This is a genomic window from Lysinibacillus sp. JNUCC-52 (assembly GCF_015999545.1).
GTDB lineage: Bacteria > Bacillota > Bacilli > Bacillales_A > Planococcaceae > Lysinibacillus.
In genome coordinates this window covers 3,040,930-3,059,545 of the sequence record NZ_CP065546.1, presented here as the reverse complement: position 1 = coordinate 3,059,545, position 18,616 = coordinate 3,040,930, and the positions used below count along the sequence as shown (strand labels likewise).

Annotated in this window: 23 protein-coding genes and 1 riboswitch; of the genes, 12 read left to right on the top strand and 11 right to left on the bottom strand. The window is 35.8% G+C overall.

What is annotated here, in order from left to right; translation table 11 throughout:
* Positions 1–40: 40 nt before the first annotated feature.
* The 3 genes from abc-f to JNUCC52_RS15140 form a co-directional block, all read right to left on the bottom strand.
* Entirely contained in the window at positions 41–1,672 is a 1,632-nt protein-coding gene (gene abc-f, locus JNUCC52_RS15150) for a ribosomal protection-like ABC-F family protein (RefSeq protein WP_337980247.1), read from the bottom strand.
* Positions 1,673–2,093: 421 nt separating this feature from the next.
* The gene (locus JNUCC52_RS15145; RefSeq protein WP_337980246.1) at positions 2,094–2,336 is read right to left on the bottom strand and encodes a hypothetical protein; all 243 of its coding nucleotides are present in this window, start codon (positions 2,334–2,336) and stop codon (positions 2,094–2,096) included.
* Between the two features lie 409 nt (positions 2,337–2,745).
* On the bottom strand, positions 2,746–3,258 hold the full coding sequence (locus JNUCC52_RS15140) for a DNA-deoxyinosine glycosylase (RefSeq protein ID WP_337980245.1): 513 nt from the start codon (positions 3,256–3,258) through the stop codon (positions 2,746–2,748).
* A gap of 268 nt (positions 3,259–3,526) precedes the next feature.
* On the opposite strand from JNUCC52_RS15140, the gene JNUCC52_RS15135 reads away from it, so the two are divergent.
* The 3 genes from JNUCC52_RS15135 to JNUCC52_RS15125 all read left to right on the top strand — a co-directional run bounded on the left by JNUCC52_RS15135 (position 3,527) and on the right by JNUCC52_RS15125 (position 7,164).
* Complete coding sequence (locus JNUCC52_RS15135) at positions 3,527–5,038, top strand: ATP-binding protein (RefSeq protein ID WP_337980244.1); 1,512 nt, start codon at positions 3,527–3,529, stop codon at positions 5,036–5,038.
* Positions 5,035–5,742 carry a response regulator gene (locus tag JNUCC52_RS15130; RefSeq protein ID WP_337980243.1) on the top strand — a complete coding sequence of 236 codons (708 nt, stop codon included), beginning with the start codon at positions 5,035–5,037 and terminating at the stop codon, positions 5,740–5,742. The genes JNUCC52_RS15135 and JNUCC52_RS15130 overlap by 4 nt, the downstream gene beginning before the upstream one ends.
* 99 nt (positions 5,743–5,841) lie before the next feature.
* Positions 5,842–7,164: a CitMHS family transporter gene (locus JNUCC52_RS15125; protein ID WP_337980242.1), complete on the top strand. Its 1,323-nt coding sequence runs from the start codon at positions 5,842–5,844 to the stop codon at positions 7,162–7,164.
* 49 nt (positions 7,165–7,213) lie between these two features.
* Here JNUCC52_RS15125 and JNUCC52_RS15120 read toward each other — a convergent pair whose 3' ends face one another.
* On the bottom strand, positions 7,214–8,002 hold the full coding sequence (locus JNUCC52_RS15120; RefSeq protein ID WP_337980241.1) for a DUF2268 domain-containing putative Zn-dependent protease: 789 nt from the start codon (positions 8,000–8,002) through the stop codon (positions 7,214–7,216).
* Between the two features lie 108 nt (positions 8,003–8,110).
* Between JNUCC52_RS15120 and JNUCC52_RS15115 the strand changes: the two genes are divergently transcribed.
* On the top strand, positions 8,111–8,368 hold the full coding sequence (locus tag JNUCC52_RS15115; protein ID WP_173479307.1) for a hypothetical protein: 258 nt from the start codon (positions 8,111–8,113) through the stop codon (positions 8,366–8,368).
* Positions 8,369–8,442: 74 nt separating this feature from the next.
* On the opposite strand, the gene JNUCC52_RS15110 is transcribed toward JNUCC52_RS15115, so the two are convergent.
* Complete coding sequence (locus JNUCC52_RS15110; RefSeq protein WP_228134531.1) at positions 8,443–9,114, bottom strand: polysaccharide deacetylase family protein; 672 nt, start codon at positions 9,112–9,114, stop codon at positions 8,443–8,445.
* A gap of 434 nt (positions 9,115–9,548) precedes the next feature.
* Here JNUCC52_RS15110 and JNUCC52_RS15105 point away from each other — a divergent pair, with 434 nt between their 5' ends.
* The 3 genes from JNUCC52_RS15105 (at position 9,549) to JNUCC52_RS15095 (ending at position 10,762) form a co-directional block, all read left to right on the top strand.
* Positions 9,549–9,671: a hypothetical protein gene (locus JNUCC52_RS15105; protein ID WP_255639596.1), complete on the top strand. Its 123-nt coding sequence runs from the start codon at positions 9,549–9,551 to the stop codon at positions 9,669–9,671.
* A 102-nt stretch (positions 9,672–9,773) separates the two neighbouring features.
* The gene (locus JNUCC52_RS15100) at positions 9,774–10,076 is read left to right on the top strand and encodes a YunC family protein (RefSeq protein ID WP_173479305.1); all 303 of its coding nucleotides are present in this window, start codon (positions 9,774–9,776) and stop codon (positions 10,074–10,076) included.
* Between the two features lie 35 nt (positions 10,077–10,111).
* Positions 10,112–10,762 (top strand): SIMPL domain-containing protein, encoded by a 651-nt coding sequence (locus JNUCC52_RS15095; RefSeq protein WP_337980240.1) that lies wholly within the window; start codon positions 10,112–10,114, stop codon positions 10,760–10,762.
* Between the two features lie 55 nt (positions 10,763–10,817).
* Here JNUCC52_RS15095 and JNUCC52_RS15090 read toward each other — a convergent pair whose 3' ends face one another.
* The gene (locus JNUCC52_RS15090; protein ID WP_337980239.1) at positions 10,818–11,363 is read right to left on the bottom strand and encodes a histidine phosphatase family protein; all 546 of its coding nucleotides are present in this window, start codon (positions 11,361–11,363) and stop codon (positions 10,818–10,820) included.
* 139 nt (positions 11,364–11,502) lie between these two features.
* Here JNUCC52_RS15090 and JNUCC52_RS15085 point away from each other — a divergent pair, with 139 nt between their 5' ends.
* Positions 11,503–11,754, top strand: coding sequence for a group-specific protein (locus tag JNUCC52_RS15085; RefSeq protein ID WP_370635696.1), 252 nt, complete (start codon positions 11,503–11,505; stop codon positions 11,752–11,754).
* A gap of 38 nt (positions 11,755–11,792) precedes the next feature.
* On the opposite strand, the gene JNUCC52_RS15080 is transcribed toward JNUCC52_RS15085, so the two are convergent.
* The 3 genes from JNUCC52_RS15080 to JNUCC52_RS15070 form a co-directional block, all read right to left on the bottom strand.
* Positions 11,793–11,951, bottom strand: coding sequence for a DUF1540 domain-containing protein (locus tag JNUCC52_RS15080; protein ID WP_173479301.1), 159 nt, complete (start codon positions 11,949–11,951; stop codon positions 11,793–11,795).
* Positions 11,952–12,059: 108 nt separating this feature from the next.
* Positions 12,060–12,671 (bottom strand): methyltransferase domain-containing protein, encoded by a 612-nt coding sequence (locus JNUCC52_RS15075; RefSeq protein ID WP_337980238.1) that lies wholly within the window; start codon positions 12,669–12,671, stop codon positions 12,060–12,062.
* Between the two features lie 69 nt (positions 12,672–12,740).
* A complete protein-coding gene (locus tag JNUCC52_RS15070) occupies positions 12,741–13,184 on the bottom strand; it encodes a VOC family protein (RefSeq protein WP_173479299.1) in 444 nt (147 codons plus the stop codon).
* A gap of 455 nt (positions 13,185–13,639) precedes the next feature.
* On the opposite strand from JNUCC52_RS15070, the gene JNUCC52_RS15065 reads away from it, so the two are divergent.
* A complete protein-coding gene (locus tag JNUCC52_RS15065; protein WP_228134199.1) occupies positions 13,640–13,945 on the top strand; it encodes a YuzC family spore coat inner layer protein in 306 nt (101 codons plus the stop codon).
* A gap of 109 nt (positions 13,946–14,054) precedes the next feature.
* Positions 14,055–14,156: riboswitch (SAM riboswitch) on the top strand.
* A gap of 250 nt (positions 14,157–14,406) precedes the next feature.
* Positions 14,407–15,144: a cyclase family protein gene (locus tag JNUCC52_RS15060; protein ID WP_173479298.1), complete on the top strand. Its 738-nt coding sequence runs from the start codon at positions 14,407–14,409 to the stop codon at positions 15,142–15,144.
* Positions 15,145–15,209: 65 nt separating this feature from the next.
* On the opposite strand, the gene JNUCC52_RS15055 is transcribed toward JNUCC52_RS15060, so the two are convergent.
* A complete protein-coding gene (locus JNUCC52_RS15055) occupies positions 15,210–15,806 on the bottom strand; it encodes a DedA family protein (RefSeq protein WP_173479297.1) in 597 nt (198 codons plus the stop codon).
* Between the two features lie 466 nt (positions 15,807–16,272).
* On the bottom strand, positions 16,273–17,046 hold the full coding sequence (locus JNUCC52_RS15050) for a Cof-type HAD-IIB family hydrolase (protein ID WP_337980237.1): 774 nt from the start codon (positions 17,044–17,046) through the stop codon (positions 16,273–16,275).
* Positions 17,047–17,511: 465 nt separating this feature from the next.
* Here JNUCC52_RS15050 and JNUCC52_RS15045 point away from each other — a divergent pair, with 465 nt between their 5' ends.
* Positions 17,512–18,207 (top strand): DUF2225 domain-containing protein, encoded by a 696-nt coding sequence (locus JNUCC52_RS15045; RefSeq protein ID WP_337980236.1) that lies wholly within the window; start codon positions 17,512–17,514, stop codon positions 18,205–18,207.
* Positions 18,208–18,228: 21 nt separating this feature from the next.
* Entirely contained in the window at positions 18,229–18,582 is a 354-nt protein-coding gene (locus JNUCC52_RS15040; protein WP_173479296.1) for a hypothetical protein, read from the top strand.
* Positions 18,583–18,616: the final 34 nt, after the last annotated feature.

Here is an 18,616-nt window from a genome sequence, read left to right as displayed (position 1 = left end):
AAGTTTATTTTCCCCACTCTTTTCTCTCTTAAACGTTAAACTAACGAAGTTCGTTAATTTGCTTCGTTAAGTCATTAAACTTTCGATCAAGCATTGCATATTCTTTATCCTTTGCCGTTAGAAAGCTCAATTTGCCGAGTATTTCTTGTCTTTCGTTTTCAAGCGTTAATCGTAGTGCGCTCGTATCATTTACTTGTGAAGGTGCACTCTCTTTCCATTTTCTTTCAATGCCATTATTTTTAAGCTCCCAAACAATGTTCGTCGTTTTTTCTAGAAAATAACGATCGTGTGAAACAACGAGCAATGTACCTGTATACAGCTCCAATGTTTTCTCCAATTGCTCTCGTGAAGGCAAATCTAAATGGTTCGTTGGCTCATCTAAAATGAGAACGTTTTTTTCCTCTAATATATAGGCCATAAGCTTACACTTCACACGCTCACCCATACTCATATTGCCAATAGGCGCTGTCCAATGACTCGCTGTAAACCCTAAATGTTTCATGACATTGCGGACTTTACCTCTTTCCTCAAACGTCTCCTTGTAAAAATATTGCTCTGGCGTCAGTTCAAGCGGCAAATCAAATACGTCCTGCGTTAAATAGCCAATATTGGCAGCAGGAGAAATCCATATATCGCCATCTGCCTTTTCTTGCCCTGTCAGCACTTTCAATAAAGTCGTTTTCCCGCTACCATTTGGACCAGTAATCGCAATCTTTTCACCAAATTTAATTGTCATATTTACATCTTTCAATATAAGACGATGGTGAAAAGATTTTGTTACATGCTTACACTCTAAAAATCGTTTTCCTACCCGTTGGCTTGTTTCTACTGAAAATCGTACTTCCTCTTCTTGCTTAAGTTGTTCAACTTTATTTTTTGCTAATTCCTTTTCCAATCGTTTTTTCTTTGATTTTACTTGCGCATCCATACGTTTAGCTTTAACTCGATAAAACTCCTTCACACCCTCTTGCTTCGTCGATTGCGCATGTGCCTTATGCGACCACGACGAAAGCTCATTCATCTGCGCTTCAATACGTTCAATGTTCTTTTGCTGTTTTTCATAGGCACGTTGCTGTGCTAATCGTTGCTGCTCTCTAGCCGCCATATAACTTGTATAATGCCCACTATGCTCATGCAATTTACCGTCTTCCAATGACCATATTTTCGTGGCAACTTCATCCAAAAAATAACGGTCATGTGACACGACAATAATTGTACCGCCATATTTTTTTACTTGAGCGATTAGCAGTGCTGTACTTGCTTCATCTAAGTGATTTGTCGGTTCATCCAATAATAGTAATTGCGCATGCTGTGAAAAGCCTCGTGCTAGTCGCCTTTTCAGCTTTTCGCCACCACTTAAAGCGGTAAACTCTGTGTTTGGCACATGCCATTTCGCTAGTAAATTGGCTTCCTCTGCACTTACTTCCCCATTTTCAATAGCTGCTTGCTCTTGCTCTACATAAGCTATTTTGATTTGCTGTAACCACAATAGCTGCCCTGTTGTAGGAGTTAGTATGCCTTGAATGAGCTGTAATAATGTCGATTTTCCAGCACCATTTTTACCGATTATGCCAATGACTTCACCTTGTTTTACCGTAGCGTTCACATTTTCAAAAATTAATGTATCATTCACTTCATACTGTACATTCTGTAATTTTAAAAATTCTTTCATTTCATCCGTTCCTCTCCGTATAGAGGGACAAAAAAATCCCTCCAATTATTTTGGAAGGATTAGTCGCGAAATATCATACATAAAAAAGCTCAAACGTAGAGCCTCGTTTATGAGATGATCCAATACTAAAAAAGCTACACCCCATTAAAGAAATTTTAACGAGGAAATATGCGTTTTAAGTATACGATTAACGATCGTCAGCGGTTATGCCTGTATCGTTACTCTTATGGAAAATGGGCAGACTAATCCTATTTTTGGTTCATTGAAATATACATTTCATGTGCAAAAAATAAGATTAGTTAATCATCAGCCACCCATCGTCCCTTCATCTTTAGTTACAATAATTGTAACATCATTTTCTCAAAAACAGAATAATTATCATAAATTTCTCTCTATATTTTCGAAAAAGGCACTATGTTCACTACAATAAAAAGGGATTCATCTCGTTAAATCGACGAATCCCTCGCAATAAAAGTCCCTTATCTAAAACACTCGAATGCGAGGATGTTATCCCGCAAAATTGTACTGAAGCGCCAGCCAGATCTACTGCTCCAGCGGAATCCTGCGATAACTTCCCTGCCAATAACCGTTGGGAAAAACCAGAAATTTCTTCCGTTTCTCGTCCATATAAAAGTATTCCTAAATAAACATCTTTGAATACCACTAGATCCTCCATGCCATGCAGGCATAGCTGGCGAAAAACTTGGTGGAGCACTCGTTGGCATTTGTCCAGTAGATGGCGGGCCGTAATTAGGTGGTCCTATATTCGGTGGACCAAAATTTGGTGGGCCAAAGTTAGGCGGCCCCATATTCGGTGGACCGAAATTAGGCGGGCCAAAGTTAGGTGGTCCCATATTCGGTGGACCGAAATTTGGTGGGCCAAAGTTAGGTGGTAAACGTCTTTCCCCTAAATCATCATTAGGAAATATATTCAATGCAAACTCCCCCTTTTACATATTTCAATATATGTGTAAGGGCCATTGCTGATTGAGCCATTAGCCTATTCATCAATTTAGTCTTTACTTAACCATTTACTTTTTCGCCATCAAAGCTATGTTCATACGTTTAAGCCTTTATTGTGCTAAGTACGATTGCATCACTTGCCAATCCTCGAGTTTTTCATCAAATGACTTAATATTTTTGCCTGGGATTGGGCTTGTCGATGGCATCTTTTGATATGCTCGCCCGTCTAAAACTTCAAAGCCAATATGTTTTTTAAACACTTCAAATGCTTTACCACCATTAAAAAGCACAAGTTTGATATTTGGATAACGTATAAAAAGTGTTTTAAAATCATTCGGTTTTTCATTTTTAATGGCTGCATCTAAACTGCCCTTCCGCTCACATGATTCGATTGTATCCCACAAACCAATATGATTTTCCTTTAACAACGCTATTCGCTCACTATAATCTACAGGTATTTCTTGCTTTAATATTTCCCCAATAATAGACCAAAAGTGATTGCGTGGATTGCCATAATATTGTTGCTTCTCTAATGATTGCTTTCCTGGCATTGAACCGACAATAAGCACTTTTGTTGTGACATCAATTACAGGGGGCAATACATTTTTTACTTCATCTGACATAGCCATCACTCCTTTTTTTTATTGTAGCGTAAAGTTTTGAATGTTCCCCATAATGATGAGCTGTTATCTACTCTCATTTTGTTGAAGATTTATGATAGACTATTTCAAATACGCTCTTTCACGAGGTTTATATCACTTGAATTTAGAAACAATCGAAAAAATAATACTAACTATATAGAGGTGAAATATGAAGAATTTGTTCCAATCTCTAACAGTTAAAATGATTTTTTTAATGACTATTCTAATTCTTGTAATATGTGGACTGTTTATGTATCTTTTACAAGAACATATACGAGAAACAACAGAAAAACAAATAGGCGTAGAAGCATTAAATATTGCTAAAACCATTGCTTCAATGGAGGAAATTATTACAGCCTTCGATCAAGAACATCCAAGTGAATCGATTCAGCTAATTGTTGAACCGTTAAGACAGGAGGTTGATGCCGCGTTTATTGTCGTTGGTAATGTTGAAGGTGTTCGTTACTCACACCCATCAGAAGATAAAATAGGACATAAGATGGTTGGTGGAGACAATGATGCAGCATTACAAAATAAACAAGCTTATATTTCTAAAACGATAGGGTCATTAGGCGAATCTATTCGAGGTAAAGCTCCAATTGTTTTAGACGATAACATTATCGGTGTTGTTTCTGTCGGTTTTTTAACAGCGCATATCGATACAACCATTAAGGAACATATTTACAAGTGGCTACAATATACAATCATGATTCTCTTCATAGGCATTCTTGGAGCAATCGCTATATCCATATATATAAAAAAGTTATTGTTCAATATGGAGCCCATTCACATCGCTAAATTATATCAGCAAAACAAAGTAATTTTAGAGACAACAGAAGAAGGAATACTGGCGGTCAATCATTTAAATCAAATTACTACTATTAATAAAAGTGCGTACGAGATGCTAGATTCTACTCATAATCAATCCATTTGCGAATGGATGGGAACAAAAGTTGAGCATATTTTCACTCCTGAAATTGTTGCACAAGAATACATTCATAACTTAGAACTATCATTAGATGAAAATATTATCATCCTAAATAAAGCGCCTTTAGTTGAAAAGAAAAGAAAAATTGGTTCATTGTATACATTTAGAAAAAAAATAGACATTCAAAAAGTTATCGATGAACTAAAACAGGTCAAGCAATATGCCAATATGCAACGGGCCTATACACACGAGTTTGCAAATAAGCTTCATATTATTTTAGGTTTGCTTGTTCATAAACACTACCATCAAGCTATCGATTTTATTAAAGAAGAGCGAAACATACAACTTAAAAATCAGACATTTTTAAACAGTAATATAACAGCCCCCATACTTCTAGCATTAATTCAGGGCAAAATGGCAGAAGCAGCTGAACTGGGCATTAAACTGGAGCTAAAGGAAATTTCCCCATCTATTCAATTAACTAAACCTCAGGAAGATGCTATTGTAACAGCACTTGGTAATGTCCTTCAAAATGCCATTGAATCTTTAAAAAACTGGTCATCCTCCAATAAAGTAATTCAACTTTCCATCAACGATTATAAAAATCATTACTTAATGGAGATCCAAGATAATGGACCTGGTATTGATAATAATTTGTACGATAAAATTTTTACAAAGGGTGTTTCCACAAAGGAAGGCTTAGATCGTGGGCATGGCTTGACGATTAGTAAAAAAATCCTCGAAAAAATCAATGGAGATATTATATTAGATTCTGGTGATTTATCAGGAGCATGTTTTTTAATTATAGTTCCTAAAGGAGGTGTTCTCGTATGACTGCATGCAGAAGTGTGTGGATTATCGAAGATGACTTTAGAGTAGCAAACATTCACGCAGATTATGTACATGCAATAGGAGGTTTTAGGGTTACGGAAAGTTTTCGTACAGGTCAAGAAGCAATAAAAAAACTAAACCTATCCTCTAGCTTACCGGCCATTATTTTAACAGATTTGTATATCCCTGATGTTGAAGGCTGTTCATTAGTACGCCATATACGTCATCACTATCCTTCTATTAAAATAATTGTTATTTCAGCCGCTACAGAAAGAGGATTAATAAAAGACGTCTTAGATTTGGGAATTTTAGATTACTTAATTAAACCGTTTGAACAACACCGACTTCAACAAGCATTTAAAAAATATTTGAATGAGCAACATTTATTTCAAAATAGCATGAACATCACGCAACATGACCTTGATTCCTTACTTTATCGTGAATCAACTACACCAGAAGAGACGCTAGCAAAAGGAATCGATTTACATACGTTACAAACCGTTAAAAGTATATTTGAAAAAGCTCAAACACAAGAGCTTACTGCCTCACAATTAAGTGAGCTTATCGGTTCTAGCCGATCAACAGCACGTCGTTATTTAGAATACTTAGTTGGCGAACAATTTTTGCACATAAAGCCCATTTACGGCACAATTGGCAGACCTGAAAGAAAATATATTCATCATGCAATTTATGAACAAAATGAATAGTTTGTTTCTTATTTAACATATGGCCATATTATTCCCTTCCAGCCAACACCATGCTAATTTTAAATAATCAGAATAATCAATTAAATGGGAGGGGTTTTTTTGAGCTTAAGTGTAATTGGCTTTTTTACTATTATGGTTATTATTGCTCTACTCATAAGTGGTCGTGTATCGCCACTTGTAGCAATGGTTATTCCACCGATAATAGCTGCATTAATCGCTGGTTTTAGTTTCGATGAATTAGGCGAATTCTTTAATGCCGGACTAAGCTCTGTGATGAGTGTCGCTGTTATGTTTATCTTTGCAATTATTTTCTTTGGTATTATGCAAGATGTTGGACTATTCGAACCATTGATTAACAAAATGATTGCGCTTTCAAAAGGGAATATCGTTATCGTCGCTGTTATTACAGTACTTATTGCTGTAGTAGCCCAGTTAGATGGTTCCGGTGCTTCTACGTTTTTAATTACAATTCCCGCATTATTACCTCTATATTTACGATTACGTATGAACCCATATTTATTACTTTTATTAATTGCAGGAGCTGCAGCTGTTGTAAATATGGTACCTTGGGGAGGTCCTTTAGGTCGTGTTGCTTCAGTATTAGAGGTGGATGTTACCGAGCTATGGTATCCATTAATTACAATTCAAATTATTGGTGTTGGACTAATGTTAGTTTTAGCACTATACCTAGGCTTTAGAGAAAAGAACCGCATTCTGAAACAGTATGGCACACTCGGTGTTTCGCACGATGATTCTACTTTAAATCTAGGAGTCGTATCATTAGAAGTAGATACAGCCTTACGTCGACCAAAATTATTATGGGTTAATGCGGTAATTACTATTTTAGTAATAGGAATTTTAGTAGCAGGCATTGTACCAGCGGGTTTAGCCTTTTTAATCGGCGTGGCCATCGCCCTACCAATTAACTATCGTACACCTAAAGAACAAATTGAGCGGGTACGAACACATGCCCCAAATGCTTTAACGATGGCGTCCATTATTATTGCAGCTGGATTATTTTTAGGCATCCTCAATGGCTCTGGAATGTTAACGGCTATCGCCAACAATGCTGTAACGATTTTACCGTCTGCCCTATCATCTTATTTACATATTATTATTGGTGTATTAGGCGTACCATTTGATTTGTTGTTAAGTACGGATGCCTACTATTTCGCCTTATTTCCAGTCGTTGAACAGATTGGCTTAACTTTCAATATTGATTCACTTTCAACTGCTTATGCAATGATTATTGGAAATATTGTAGGTACATTTGTATCGCCACTTGCGCCAGCTGTCTGGTTAGCATTAGGCTTATCAGGATTAGAAATGGGGAGACACTTAAAATACTCTTTCTTTTGGATGTGGGGGTTAAGTATTGTTTTACTAGGCATTGCTATAGCAATAGGGATAATCACTATCTAAAGATCAAAACCAGTTGTCAATTCATACATCGACAACTGGTTTATAGCTATTATTGAAATGCTGAACCTGCAAGTATGCTTTTAGAGCTTTTTTTAAGAAGCTTATTAGACGGATGTTTTTGTATATATGTCCTTACAATTTCATAACCAATGCAATATCCTATCAACGGTGGAAGCTTCCCACCATATAAAAATTCAACATGATTGTGTAAGCCTTGGACATGGATATTGGGCACAAAATCATCCTTCCAAATTGCTAGCATCTTTTGCAACGTATAATCTCCCAGCCAAGGCGCTAACCATTTAGGCCCGTAAATTTCCTCTACTGCACATTCAGCTAAGCCTTCTAAAATTATTGAATCTAATAGCGTTACTTCTTGTAGCGATTTGTTTAAGTAGTGCAGTCGGCAAACATGATTGTACTCATGTGCAAATAATGCTTTAAGTTCTTCCCTTTCTAGCTCTCCTATAAATAAAAATAATGCATCTGGATAAGCAACACCATTTTTATTTGTAATGGTCTGCTCTTGTGTAATCGGAAAAATATAGATTGGAATATTTGGACCGTTCCACTGTTTCTTTAAATAATAATATTCTTCTTGAACAATATCCCAAGTTTTTTGATCCTGTAACTTCTTAATATTAATTTTTTCATGCGCACGAAAAAGGCCTTGTTGCTGTAACTCAAACTGTATTTCGAGCGGTGTTCCACCATTGAAATGTTCTAGTAATCGGCTACAAAGAATAGTACGTTGCAACTCTTCAAAATCTCTACTGTCTTTTAACTTTTGACTAGTCTTTAACTCGTAAAGCCAATCATCAGTTGATATGACTGACATACGTTCACCCCCTTGCAGTAGCTTATGTTTCCAATAGACATTCGGCTAGTGATGGTTGTAACCGACGGCATATATTATCTTGTAAGGACTAAGAAAGGAGGAGATTCTGTGAATCCAGCTGAATGCTATAATCTTTGCTGTAAATATCACGGTAAACGTGTAAGAATTACTGATACATCTGGGAATGTTCATGTCGGAGAAATAACTAAAGTGGATAGAAGACAGGTATGGATTCTACCTGATAGACAAAATAGAGGATTTGGTTTAGGATTTTGGGGTTGGGGTTTCGGAGGACCAGGGTTTGGCGTTGGAATCGCACTTGGTGCAATTGCCGGAATTGCATTAGCACCTTTATTATTTTTCTAGTTTAAATACCTCAAATACATGTTTAATATAACCGAAAAATAAGCCATTTCAATATTTTTGAAATGGCTTATTTTTTATTGGACTTTCTCTTGTTGCTGTTTTCTTTCAATTAATTCCGATACTGTTACAAATGTATAGCCCTGTTTTTTTAATGTTGGGATTATTTCTTCTAGGGCTTTAATTGTTTGTGTGCGGTTGCCGCCTCCATCATGAAATAAAATAACATCCCCTGGCTTAGTTCCACCAAGCACTTTTTGGACTATTTTATTTACTCCTGGTTCTTTCCAATCTTGTGTATCTTGATGCCAAGACCACATAACGACCTGGTAACCATTTTTTACAGCTGTATTAATTATTTTATCGTTATAGTTACCACCTACAGGGCGAAATAAAACAGGCGAAAAACCAGTAATATTACTAATCATTTCGTTTGTCCGCTGTAATTCATCCTGTAATTTAGAAACAGAAACTTTGAAGGGGTGCGTATAAGTATGGTTGGCTAGTTCATGTCCCTCTTTATAAGTTCTTGACACAACATCTGGATACTTTTCTGCATTTTGACCAATAATAAAAAAGGTCCCCTTTGCTTCATACTTAGCTAAAATATCTAGCACCTGAGAGGTATATTTCGGATCAGGTCCATCATCAAAGGTTAAGGCTACAATTTTATCCTTTGTGTTAATATCCCATACAACCTCACCAGTCTCCTCATATTCACTACGCCCTTTTTCTGCAGAGGTACTCATTTCCGTAAAACATATAGAAATGAATAAAAAGCAAGCCGTCAAAAACAATACATTTTTACGTATCACAGTATCACCTCCCACAATTAATTGCATATTACAGCTCATCTTACTATTTACGAAACACATCAAATTTATTCTTCAAAAAGACTGCCTGATTTTACTGATACGCGATAAAACATTATGTTAAAAAATCGTTCAATAAACGTTTTTCGCATACTTTACTAACTTTTTTTATCTAAACATTTTTCACATTCTTATTTCTAAATAATTTTCATGAAAACCGCGTCAATTTTTGAACGAAATGTGAAACCTTTCATTTAACACTTTATTTTTTAAAAAATCGGTGTAAAATAAGGGGCATATCTGATATATAACAATTAAAGACAATTCAACAACTGTTATATTACAAATTTGTGTGGAAGGGGATATTAAACATGTGGGTTATTACTGTTTTTGAACAAGATACATACCGTATGTTCGAGTACACTACGCAAGCTGAGGCTACATTAGCGTTAAAAAATATACAACAAACTGCATTGCTTTCATACACAAGATAAGTGCCAGGCACCAAAACAATTCACACACAATTTTTTAGTGGAAATACCGAACACCTTTTTATCTATTGCCATATGTATAGAGAGAAAAGGAGTGTGATGTTCATGGTGACGATTGAACCTATTATGATTAAAGGTCATTTTTTCACTGCTGTAATTGTACATTTACCAAAAACGACACTACTAACTATTTCGAATGATACGGGCTACATCATGTGTGGTGCATTAGATGTCGGTCTTTTAAATAGCCGCTTATTAGATCGAAAAATTATTGCAGGTCGAGCGGTTGGAGTAAAAACAATCGATGAGCTATTAACAGCCCCTCTCGAATCCGTTACATTTGAGGCTGAACAACTAGGCATTTTTGCAGGAATGACTGGAGTAGAAGCATTATTAAAAATGATTTAAAACACGACTAGAGCCCAGTCGGAAGGTGGTATTAAATGTATTTCACACAGACAAATGCACAATCGCTCCCTGCATCGCGCATAATGACTGTAACAGGCAACGGAAAAGTAGTGGCTAATGCCAGTTATGTGCAACTTCAAATTGAAGTATCTACGCAAGGGGAAAATGTGCAGCAAGCGCAGCAAGAAAATGCTAGCATTATGAATCGTGTAATTCAATCCATCTTGGCACTATCTATTCCAAGAGAAAATATTCAAACTGCCACCTATTCGATTGCGCCTCTTTATGATTATGTAGATGGTAAACAGGTGTTTAAAGGCTATAAGGTGACAAACGCCATAACAGTAAAAGTGCCTGACACTAATCTTGTAGGGGTTGTTATTGATACGGCTGTGGAAAATGGCGCAAATCGTATATCCTCTATCCAATTTAAAATTGATAATGGGGATGTATACTATCAGCAGGCACTTAGCTTAGCACTTCATAATGCACAAATGAAAGCTAATACAATAGCACAGACGATGCAATTATCTGTGCATCCTCAACCGATAGAAATTGTTGAAGAAAACGAAAATGGCCCTGTGCTATATAAATCGATGGCAATGGCAGATTCATCAATGGTAACGCCCATTGAACAAGGACAGCTCACCATCAGTGCCGCTGTTCGCGTTACATTTCAATACTAAGCAGTACAACAAAGCCAGACTCCATTTATCATAATGAAGTCTGGCTTCTTTTCTATTAGTGATCGTTCCAAATACGTTCAATCACCGCTTCGTTTTGAATATAGCTTATTTGATAGACATCTGGATTACTGAGCCTTTGCCAAAACTGAAAATCTACGTCACTTTGATAACTCTTTACGAGCAAGGATATTAAATTGCCATGACTGACAATAACCGTCTGTTCAGTACCTCTCACAACCACTTCGTTTACAACGTTCTTGATGCGAGTCATTGCCTCCTGACTGGACTCCCCGCCCTCATATTTCAAATCCAAATCAGTAAAAGTTATTTTTAGTTTTTCATACCAATCTGGTAAATTATCCGTGCTTAATGTACGCTCTGAAAGTCGGTCATCTAATTCAATTTTTTTGTTTGTTCTTTTACTTAATAGTTCGATGGATTGGATAGCACGTAAATAAGGACTCGAAATAATTCGGTCGATGTTATAAGTATAAAAAAAGTCAGCTAAACGTTTAGCCTGCTCTTGTCCTCTTTCTGTTAAAGGCGCATTAGAAGATTGGCCTTGTGCTTCGCAATGTCTAATTACGTAAATCCGCTTCATTTGACTCCCCTCCGCATTCCAATAAATTATTCCGATCATTTTACTATTTGTAACAACTATAAGGAAATGTATTTACTCATGAACTGCCCATAATCATCATATATTTAGTCAGTGTAAAAGATGATGCTTAGAGGAGGATATGATGCAGGCTGAAAACAAACGCCTTCGGAAAATTCAACATCTTGCTCATGAAATTATGGATGAGATGAACGCAGGGAAAGAACTGAATGAGCTCGAAAGATTAATACCTGTCATTGATAATTTATCTCGTGCAATCGGTGATTTAACAGACGCTTATGGAAATTATTCGATAGATTATGTAGAAGAAAAAGTCAAAATTGCACATACTTTATTGTTCAAAAAAGACAAAGTAGATATGTATCAGTTATGAAAAAACAGGGTAGCCCATTAAGGGTTACCCAAACGCTATTAATGCTCTTCAGGTGTAAATGTTTTGCAATCTGTTTCTTCACTATTCGATGCATGCTGACCTTTTTGACTTACAACGTAAATCGCTTCTGCAGTGCATTTATTACCAGAGCCCCAATACGTGCAGTTATTGACTTCACATAGAATTTGTTGTGCCATCGTATCACACCTCCTCTTTTGTTATATCTTTAACAAATTCGGAGTTTTCAATACTTAACTTAAATAAAACCCAAAAATACCCTTAAGTTACAAAGGCACTGTCTTGCTTTATCTTTCGTCAGTTTTAACAGCAACTAATTTATTTGCTGCGTGACAATGTTGAATATTGTTATCATGCTCATCTTCAAATTGGTAGGAACGATAATATGGAATTGACCAACGATGATATAGTTCTTTTATTTCGCCCTCTTTACATATCCCTTTAATAAATGGTGCTAAATCTTCTGGAATCTCTACTTCATCAGTGAAAACGGTAATAATATTTATTCCTTGTTGCTTCGTATGTATTTGCATTGATTGTATAATGTGATGCCACGCATCTCGCTCTAAAAAATGGAACAAGCCATGCGAAATAATTAACTCAAAGGAACGTTTAAACTCATATGTCGTAGCATCTTGGACAATTGCTTGTAAGGTATGTAATTGGTGTAACTCTTTGTATCGATTGATTTTAGCAATACCTGCCTCCGAAATATCAATAGCTTCCACCTCAAACCCAAGCTGCGCTAAATAGACCGCATGCCTACCATCACCACATCCTATATCTAAAATGCTCGCCCCAGCTTGCAATGTTTTAGCCCATACAACCACTTCCTCACTAGGATTACCAAAAGCATAATGGGTATCAGCTAAGTAATCTTTCTCCCAAAATGGTTTCACGCTACCGTCTCCTCTATATCAGGTTTATCTAAATGTGCTTTGACAAAATTCCATCAAAGCACCGCCAATCTATTGTTTAATAATTAACATATCGTTTTCATCAAATTCCCACATATCACCGTATGCCACTTCCCAATAAAAGCCGTTTGGATCTTGAAAATAGCCACTATAGCCTCCCCAAAACACTGTTTCAGGCTCCTTTACAATGTTTGCTCCAGCTTTTTTTGCTAACAAAAATACTTCATCGACTTCTTCTTTAGACTTTCCATTGTAGGCAAGCGTAATACCATTAAAGCCATTACCTACAGTTGGTGGATTCGCTTCATTTATATCCTTTACTAAGCGATCAATTTGGAAAAGGGATATTTTAGTTCCTCCATTATTAAAGAAAATAACATCTGGATTTGCTTCATCCCCATAGACAACTACTTCGAACCCAAGCCCATCACGATAAAATGCCAACGATTCAACCATATTTTTCACACCTAATGTAATTAAATTTAAACGATTCATCCCATCGTCCCCTTTTCTACAGACTCTATTACATATTCTCCCTTTCTTGTGGCAAATCCTTTTTGCTCTATGCTATTGCCATTAATGTATACGCATTATCAAATTGCTACATGGCTGCACCCATTGCATTATTGTCTCGATTCAAACATCTTTATTTCAGCCATTTCGATTGCCATTTTTTCTGATAAAAATAATATTATCTCCGTACCGAACTTTTTTTACATTCATTGCAACATATATAAAAAGAGGACTACGCTAAGCTTTGTTAGCTAAGAACGGGCTATTTCAACACAAAATAGAATGCCACTACATAAGATACACTAAGATATTAGCTATAGATTGGAGGAATTCTGCTGTATTACAATCCTTATCCGTATTATGTTTATGTACATCAATATCCAAATTGGGGCGTTGCTAATTCGTCTTTCCCTCACCATTTGCCTGGACAGCTTGCGATGCCCACATCTCCAAACCCAAATCAGTACCCGCCTATTAATACATTGAAGTTGAAGACATCTGCCAAACAAATTCAGCCGATTATGCAGCAGGCCCAATTATTAACAGAGAAAATTGAAGGGTCCGATCAGTTTGCCCATGATCTTAAAAATGCCGCACAGCTTTCCAAGCAAGATGAAGTCCAAAAACTCATTTCTTCTGCAGGTGTTACAGCGAAATTCGAAGCGAAATATACGCCAGACAATATTCGAATTGTTTTATCAGAAGGTGGGTGCTGTAGTATCGCAATCATTTTATATTGGTAAGAAAGAAGGCAACTTATTTTTTATAACCATGCACTCCTATAGAACTTGTAAACTATTTATAATTATGCTAAAGTATTTGTTATTACTATTTCTGAAAATTCATATATTTTTCTTATCAAGAGAGATGGAGGGATTGGCCCTATGAAGTCTCAGCAACCAGTCTTAGGCATGGTGCTAATTCCAAATGGTGAAATTCGCCAAAAGATGAGAAGACTGACTTCAGTTACACGAGAGTCCTCTTCTACAAGTAGGGCTCTTTTTTTATTTTAATTAATGGTTAATTTCCTATTAGTTTTTCTAAGAAAAATTATGAACTTTTGAATGTAGTAGGCTTGAGCTTGTCCGCGAAAGCGTTCGCCTGAAGCGTAACGATGGGAATAATCATTCTTTTTTCACTTCGATGTTCGTATTTAATGACGCAATTGATTCACCACTCATAATTAAGAAAGCAGGGAATAAAAATGACAAATGAACTTTTACAAGCATTACAGCTATTAAAAACTAAGCAATGGGTCGACTTAACACATACATTCGGGCCAGACTCTCCTCATTTCTTTATGTTTGAAGATGCAAAATTTGAAACGCTATTTTCTCATAATGACGGCTTTTTTGCACAACAATTTACGTTTCCTGGGCAATATGGAACGCATATTGATCCACCTATTCATTTTGTTGCAAATACGCGCTACTTAGACGAATTAGAATTAAAAGAACTTGTCCTTCCGCTTATTGTTATAGATAAGTCCAAGGAAGCAGAATTGAACAATGACTTGACGTTAAGCGTACAAGATATTTTAGATTTTGAAGCAGAATATGGAGAAATTGAAGCAGGTACATTTGTTGCACTGCGAACTGATTGGAGTAAACGTTGGCCAGATAAGGACTTATTCAATAATAAAGATAAAGACGGTCATAACCATATTCCAGGTTGGGGATTAGAAGCGTTGCAGTTTTTATTTACAGAACGGAAAATCAATGCCATCGGTCATGAAACATTCGATACAGATTCAGCGGCGGATTTCCGTAAAAATGGAACGTTAGATGGCGAATATTTTGTACTAGATCAGGATACATATCAAATTGAACTGATGACAAATTTAGATAAGCTACCAGCCAAAGGGGCAGTCATTTTCAATATTGTGCCAAAGCCTGAAAAAGCTTCTGGATTCCCTGTTCGTTCATTTGCTATTTTGCCTTAAATTTAAATAAAAATGGTCTGCCTCAAATGCCAAATAAACATTTGAAGCAGACCTTTTTTTACTATTTATTTAATAGTATTTCTTTTTTTAAATACAAAGTACACAATCAGCATTAATACGATAAACACCAATATGGCATATAGGCTGTATTGAGACAAATACATGCCAACAAAACGCCATTTATTTCCGAGTACTTTCCCTAAAGTAATAAAGGTGAAAGTCCATATTATTGCACCTGCATACGCATAAACAGCAAACTTTTTATAGGGATAATTATTAATAGCTGCAATATATGCTGTTAGATGACGAACACCAGGTATAAAATAGCCAATTAATAATAGGACAGGCCCTATCTTTTCAAACAGTTTTTTCGTAAACTCAATTTTTTGTGCAGTAATATGAACTTTCGGCCCATATTTTTGTAATAGCGGTAACCCAAATCGACGACCGACAAAGTAGCTGAGGGTGATGCCTCCTGCAGCTCCCACTGCAGCACTTATTAATGCAGGAATATGTTCTAAATTTTCACGATAAACATTATATCCTACATAGGTTAAAAAAATTTCGTCAGGAAGTGGCAGCCCGACAATCCCTCCAACTAGTATAAGAATAATTCCGAAATACCCGTAATGTTCAATAAGAGATTGCACGTGATGCACCATAAATTTACCCCACCTAAAGCCTTAATTTTCCCAATATCTTAGCTTACCATAAGCCTCTTAAAGTCAATTATTTCTATCAATTACTTTTGTATAGGTTTAATTATTATTACATGTATATTAATATTGTACAATCATCATAACTTTATTTTTGATAAATTCAGTTTTTAACAATTACTCTCTTTACCGTATCACCCTATCTCTTTCAGTCTAAATTTCTATTTCACATCACTTTATTTCCCTTACCGCCACCAGTGACGGATATGCTGACTGAAAACTACATACATGTGACAATGGCAACGAGATCATCTACTCCAATTTATTCATACAATCTAATAACATTCCTGTCTATCCAAAATATAAGTAGCGTTGAGCACATACTATGGAAGTAGATGTTAAAAGCTAAAAAGGGTCTCTTAGGGGCCATTACGATAGCAGAAAAATTTTATTTCTAATAATATTTATTACTCTAGATAAGTTGGAGCTTACGCAATGCATAATCAATGCCACCTTCATCCGAATCTAACGTGACATAATCAGCAATATTTTTTAATGCGACACTGCCATTTCCCATCGCAATACCATATCCAACTTGCTTTAACATATCAATATCATTCTCTCCATCTCCAAAAGCAATTGCTTCTTCTCGAGGGATGTTGAAATATTTTAGCACTGCTTCAACAGCGATGGATTTTGATACATCATCTTGTAACACATTCATAATTGTCGGATGCCATCTTTCAAACTTTAAATTAGGAAATTGTGTTATGTACTTTTTCTCCACTTGCTCATTGGCATATAAACACATTAAGTAAACTTGCTCATTTAAAATATTATGATTCGTGGGAGGATAGTCATCTAAAGATAATGTCTCCTTCATTGCCTTTAATGTTGCTTGATGACGAACATTATTCATGAATAGGTGGTCAGTAAAAAATGTCAGACTATCCTGATTATTATCAGCAAACGCTTTTACACTTTGTACGACATCTTGTGCGATGGGCATACTATGGATTATTTGATTACCATGCTGAGTATAAGCCCCATTCGCAGTAATAAACGTATCGATACCTAGTTCTAGTAAACGATGGCACATAGATAGTGGTCTTCCTGTTGCAGCAACTAATCGAATTCCTTTGTTTCTTACTATTTGTAGAGCGTTCTTTGTACTCGATTCAATACAACCATCGCCATAATTGATGAGCGTACCATCCACATCAAAGAAAATAATTTTACAGTCCATTTCAATCTAGCCCCTTTCAATTAAATAAGAAAATATAGAAATTATTGTACTCGAAAATAAAGAAAACAGTAGCTTTCCACTTCCTTAAACTCCTTATCTAAAACCATATTATTGAATAGTAAATTTATCCTATGTGTATTATAATAAAACTACTTAAATTTTTTTATAAAAAAGAGCGTTTTAGGTATGTCAGACTTAATTTAATAAAGTAGATTTAAAACAGTTAACTTTTCCCTATGTACCACCGATAAATACTATTGCTAGTATATTTAAAGCAAACATTCCCTTTACATAAAAAAATATATTTTCTTCTTGGTACTACTTTAATCATGCTGAAGGAGTATACCAAAAAACATAGAATTGCTAAAATAGTAGAAAATCCATTACATATATTGAACGAGTATTCCCCCTATTTAAATAGAACTAAAGAAATGTTAAAAACTCGACACAGAGGAGTTGGTTCATATGGGTTTTAATATTTACTACTACGAAAGTAATGTGGAATGTAAATTTTGCAAAAAACAATATACAACATATAAGGTACGACCAAATCGTTTTAAAATAATCGAAGAACAAACGGATTTTATGCCCGTTTACGAAGGCTTGAATCCACTTCTATATGAAGTTGCTGTATGTCCACATTGTGGATATGCTTACCATAAATCTATGACGAGAACTTATGGACCGTTCTTGCTACTAATTGATGAATTGTATATTAAAGAACTACATAAGCCAATGAATATTTGTCGTGAACGCACTATGGACGATGCGATTGTTAGCTATAAACTAGCCTATCTCGTAGCGAAGGCTTCAATGGAAGAGGCACTTTTAATGGCTAATATCGCACTAAAAATAGCATGGCTGTATCGTTTAAAAAATGAAAGTGAATCTGAAAATCACTACTTATATGCAGCAAGAGATTTTTACAGTAAATCTTTTGCGTCCAATCAAGAAGGCAGTGAACGAATTCAATACTTACATGCCGAATTAAGTCTTCGACTCGGTGATATTGTAAAAGCAAAAAAAGGATTTTCTCGGTTAATCGCGGATCGAAATGTCTCCAATAAATATCGTAAATTAGCTCGTACTCGTTGGGAAAACTATAAATATGACGAACAACCCGATAATGTTCCAGAAAATAAACAAGAAATCATTAAATAATTGAGAAGGGAGAGGAATTGAATGCTGCTGTTCGGAAAGAAAATAGACGCTCGCGAAGAAGATGTTTTTTCAGATTTACACCATTTTTTATTACGAAAAAATAATCGGCACTTAACGAATGATGAAATTGTTGCGTTAACAGGTATTTCATCAGACTTACTTTATAAATGGGTGAAGACAGGCAAGTTAAAAACCTCTATTTTTCCTAATCTTGGTGCACCATGTGAACGATGCGGTAAAATTACACAAGCCAAAATTTGCGTTAATTGTTCCTCATCCATCGTTAACACCTTACAGCAAGAAGAAAAAGATCAAGCGTGGTTTAATAAAATACAACGCAATAATTCAAGAGCTAGCACTTACCATTACAAATAAATCTTTGAACACAAGAAACTACCTATATCGCGTA

What these genes read in the sequence shown, in the direction of transcription:
- JNUCC52_RS15045 (WP_337980236.1), top strand. Translation starts at nt 17,512, where the DNA reads ATGGGTTTTAATATTTACTACTACGAAAGTAATGTGGAATGTAAATTT.
- JNUCC52_RS15120 (WP_337980241.1), bottom strand. Translation starts at nt 8,002, where the DNA reads ATGTCAGTCATATCAACTGATGATTGGCTTTACGAGTTAAAGACTAGT.
- JNUCC52_RS15140 (WP_337980245.1), bottom strand. Translation starts at nt 3,258, where the DNA reads ATGTCAGATGAAGTAAAAAATGTATTGCCCCCTGTAATTGATGTCACA.
- JNUCC52_RS15055 (WP_173479297.1), bottom strand. Translation starts at nt 15,806, where the DNA reads ATGGTGCATCACGTGCAATCTCTTATTGAACATTACGGGTATTTCGGA.
- abc-f (WP_337980247.1), bottom strand. Translation starts at nt 1,672, where the DNA reads ATGAAAGAATTTTTAAAATTACAGAATGTACAGTATGAAGTGAATGAT.
- JNUCC52_RS15065 (WP_228134199.1), top strand. Translation starts at nt 13,640, where the DNA reads ATGCCCACATCTCCAAACCCAAATCAGTACCCGCCTATTAATACATTG.
- JNUCC52_RS15130 (WP_337980243.1), top strand. Translation starts at nt 5,035, where the DNA reads ATGACTGCATGCAGAAGTGTGTGGATTATCGAAGATGACTTTAGAGTA.
- JNUCC52_RS15135 (WP_337980244.1), top strand. Translation starts at nt 3,527, where the DNA reads ATGTATCTTTTACAAGAACATATACGAGAAACAACAGAAAAACAAATA.
- JNUCC52_RS15090 (WP_337980239.1), bottom strand. Translation starts at nt 11,363, where the DNA reads ATGAAGCGGATTTACGTAATTAGACATTGCGAAGCACAAGGCCAATCT.
- JNUCC52_RS15060 (WP_173479298.1), top strand. Translation starts at nt 14,407, where the DNA reads ATGACAAATGAACTTTTACAAGCATTACAGCTATTAAAAACTAAGCAA.
- JNUCC52_RS15080 (WP_173479301.1), bottom strand. Translation starts at nt 11,951, where the DNA reads ATGGCACAACAAATTCTATGTGAAGTCAATAACTGCACGTATTGGGGC.
- JNUCC52_RS15040 (WP_173479296.1), top strand. Translation starts at nt 18,229, where the DNA reads ATGCTGCTGTTCGGAAAGAAAATAGACGCTCGCGAAGAAGATGTTTTT.
- JNUCC52_RS15050 (WP_337980237.1), bottom strand. Translation starts at nt 17,046, where the DNA reads ATGGACTGTAAAATTATTTTCTTTGATGTGGATGGTACGCTCATCAAT.
- JNUCC52_RS15110 (WP_228134531.1), bottom strand. Translation starts at nt 9,114, where the DNA reads ATGAGTACCTCTGCAGAAAAAGGGCGTAGTGAATATGAGGAGACTGGT.
- JNUCC52_RS15070 (WP_173479299.1), bottom strand. Translation starts at nt 13,184, where the DNA reads ATGAATCGTTTAAATTTAATTACATTAGGTGTGAAAAATATGGTTGAA.
- JNUCC52_RS15100 (WP_173479305.1), top strand. Translation starts at nt 9,774, where the DNA reads ATGGTGACGATTGAACCTATTATGATTAAAGGTCATTTTTTCACTGCT.
- JNUCC52_RS15085 (WP_370635696.1), top strand. Translation starts at nt 11,503, where the DNA reads ATGATGCAGGCTGAAAACAAACGCCTTCGGAAAATTCAACATCTTGCT.
- JNUCC52_RS15105 (WP_255639596.1), top strand. Translation starts at nt 9,549, where the DNA reads ATGTGGGTTATTACTGTTTTTGAACAAGATACATACCGTATGTTCGAG.
- JNUCC52_RS15095 (WP_337980240.1), top strand. Translation starts at nt 10,112, where the DNA reads ATGTATTTCACACAGACAAATGCACAATCGCTCCCTGCATCGCGCATA.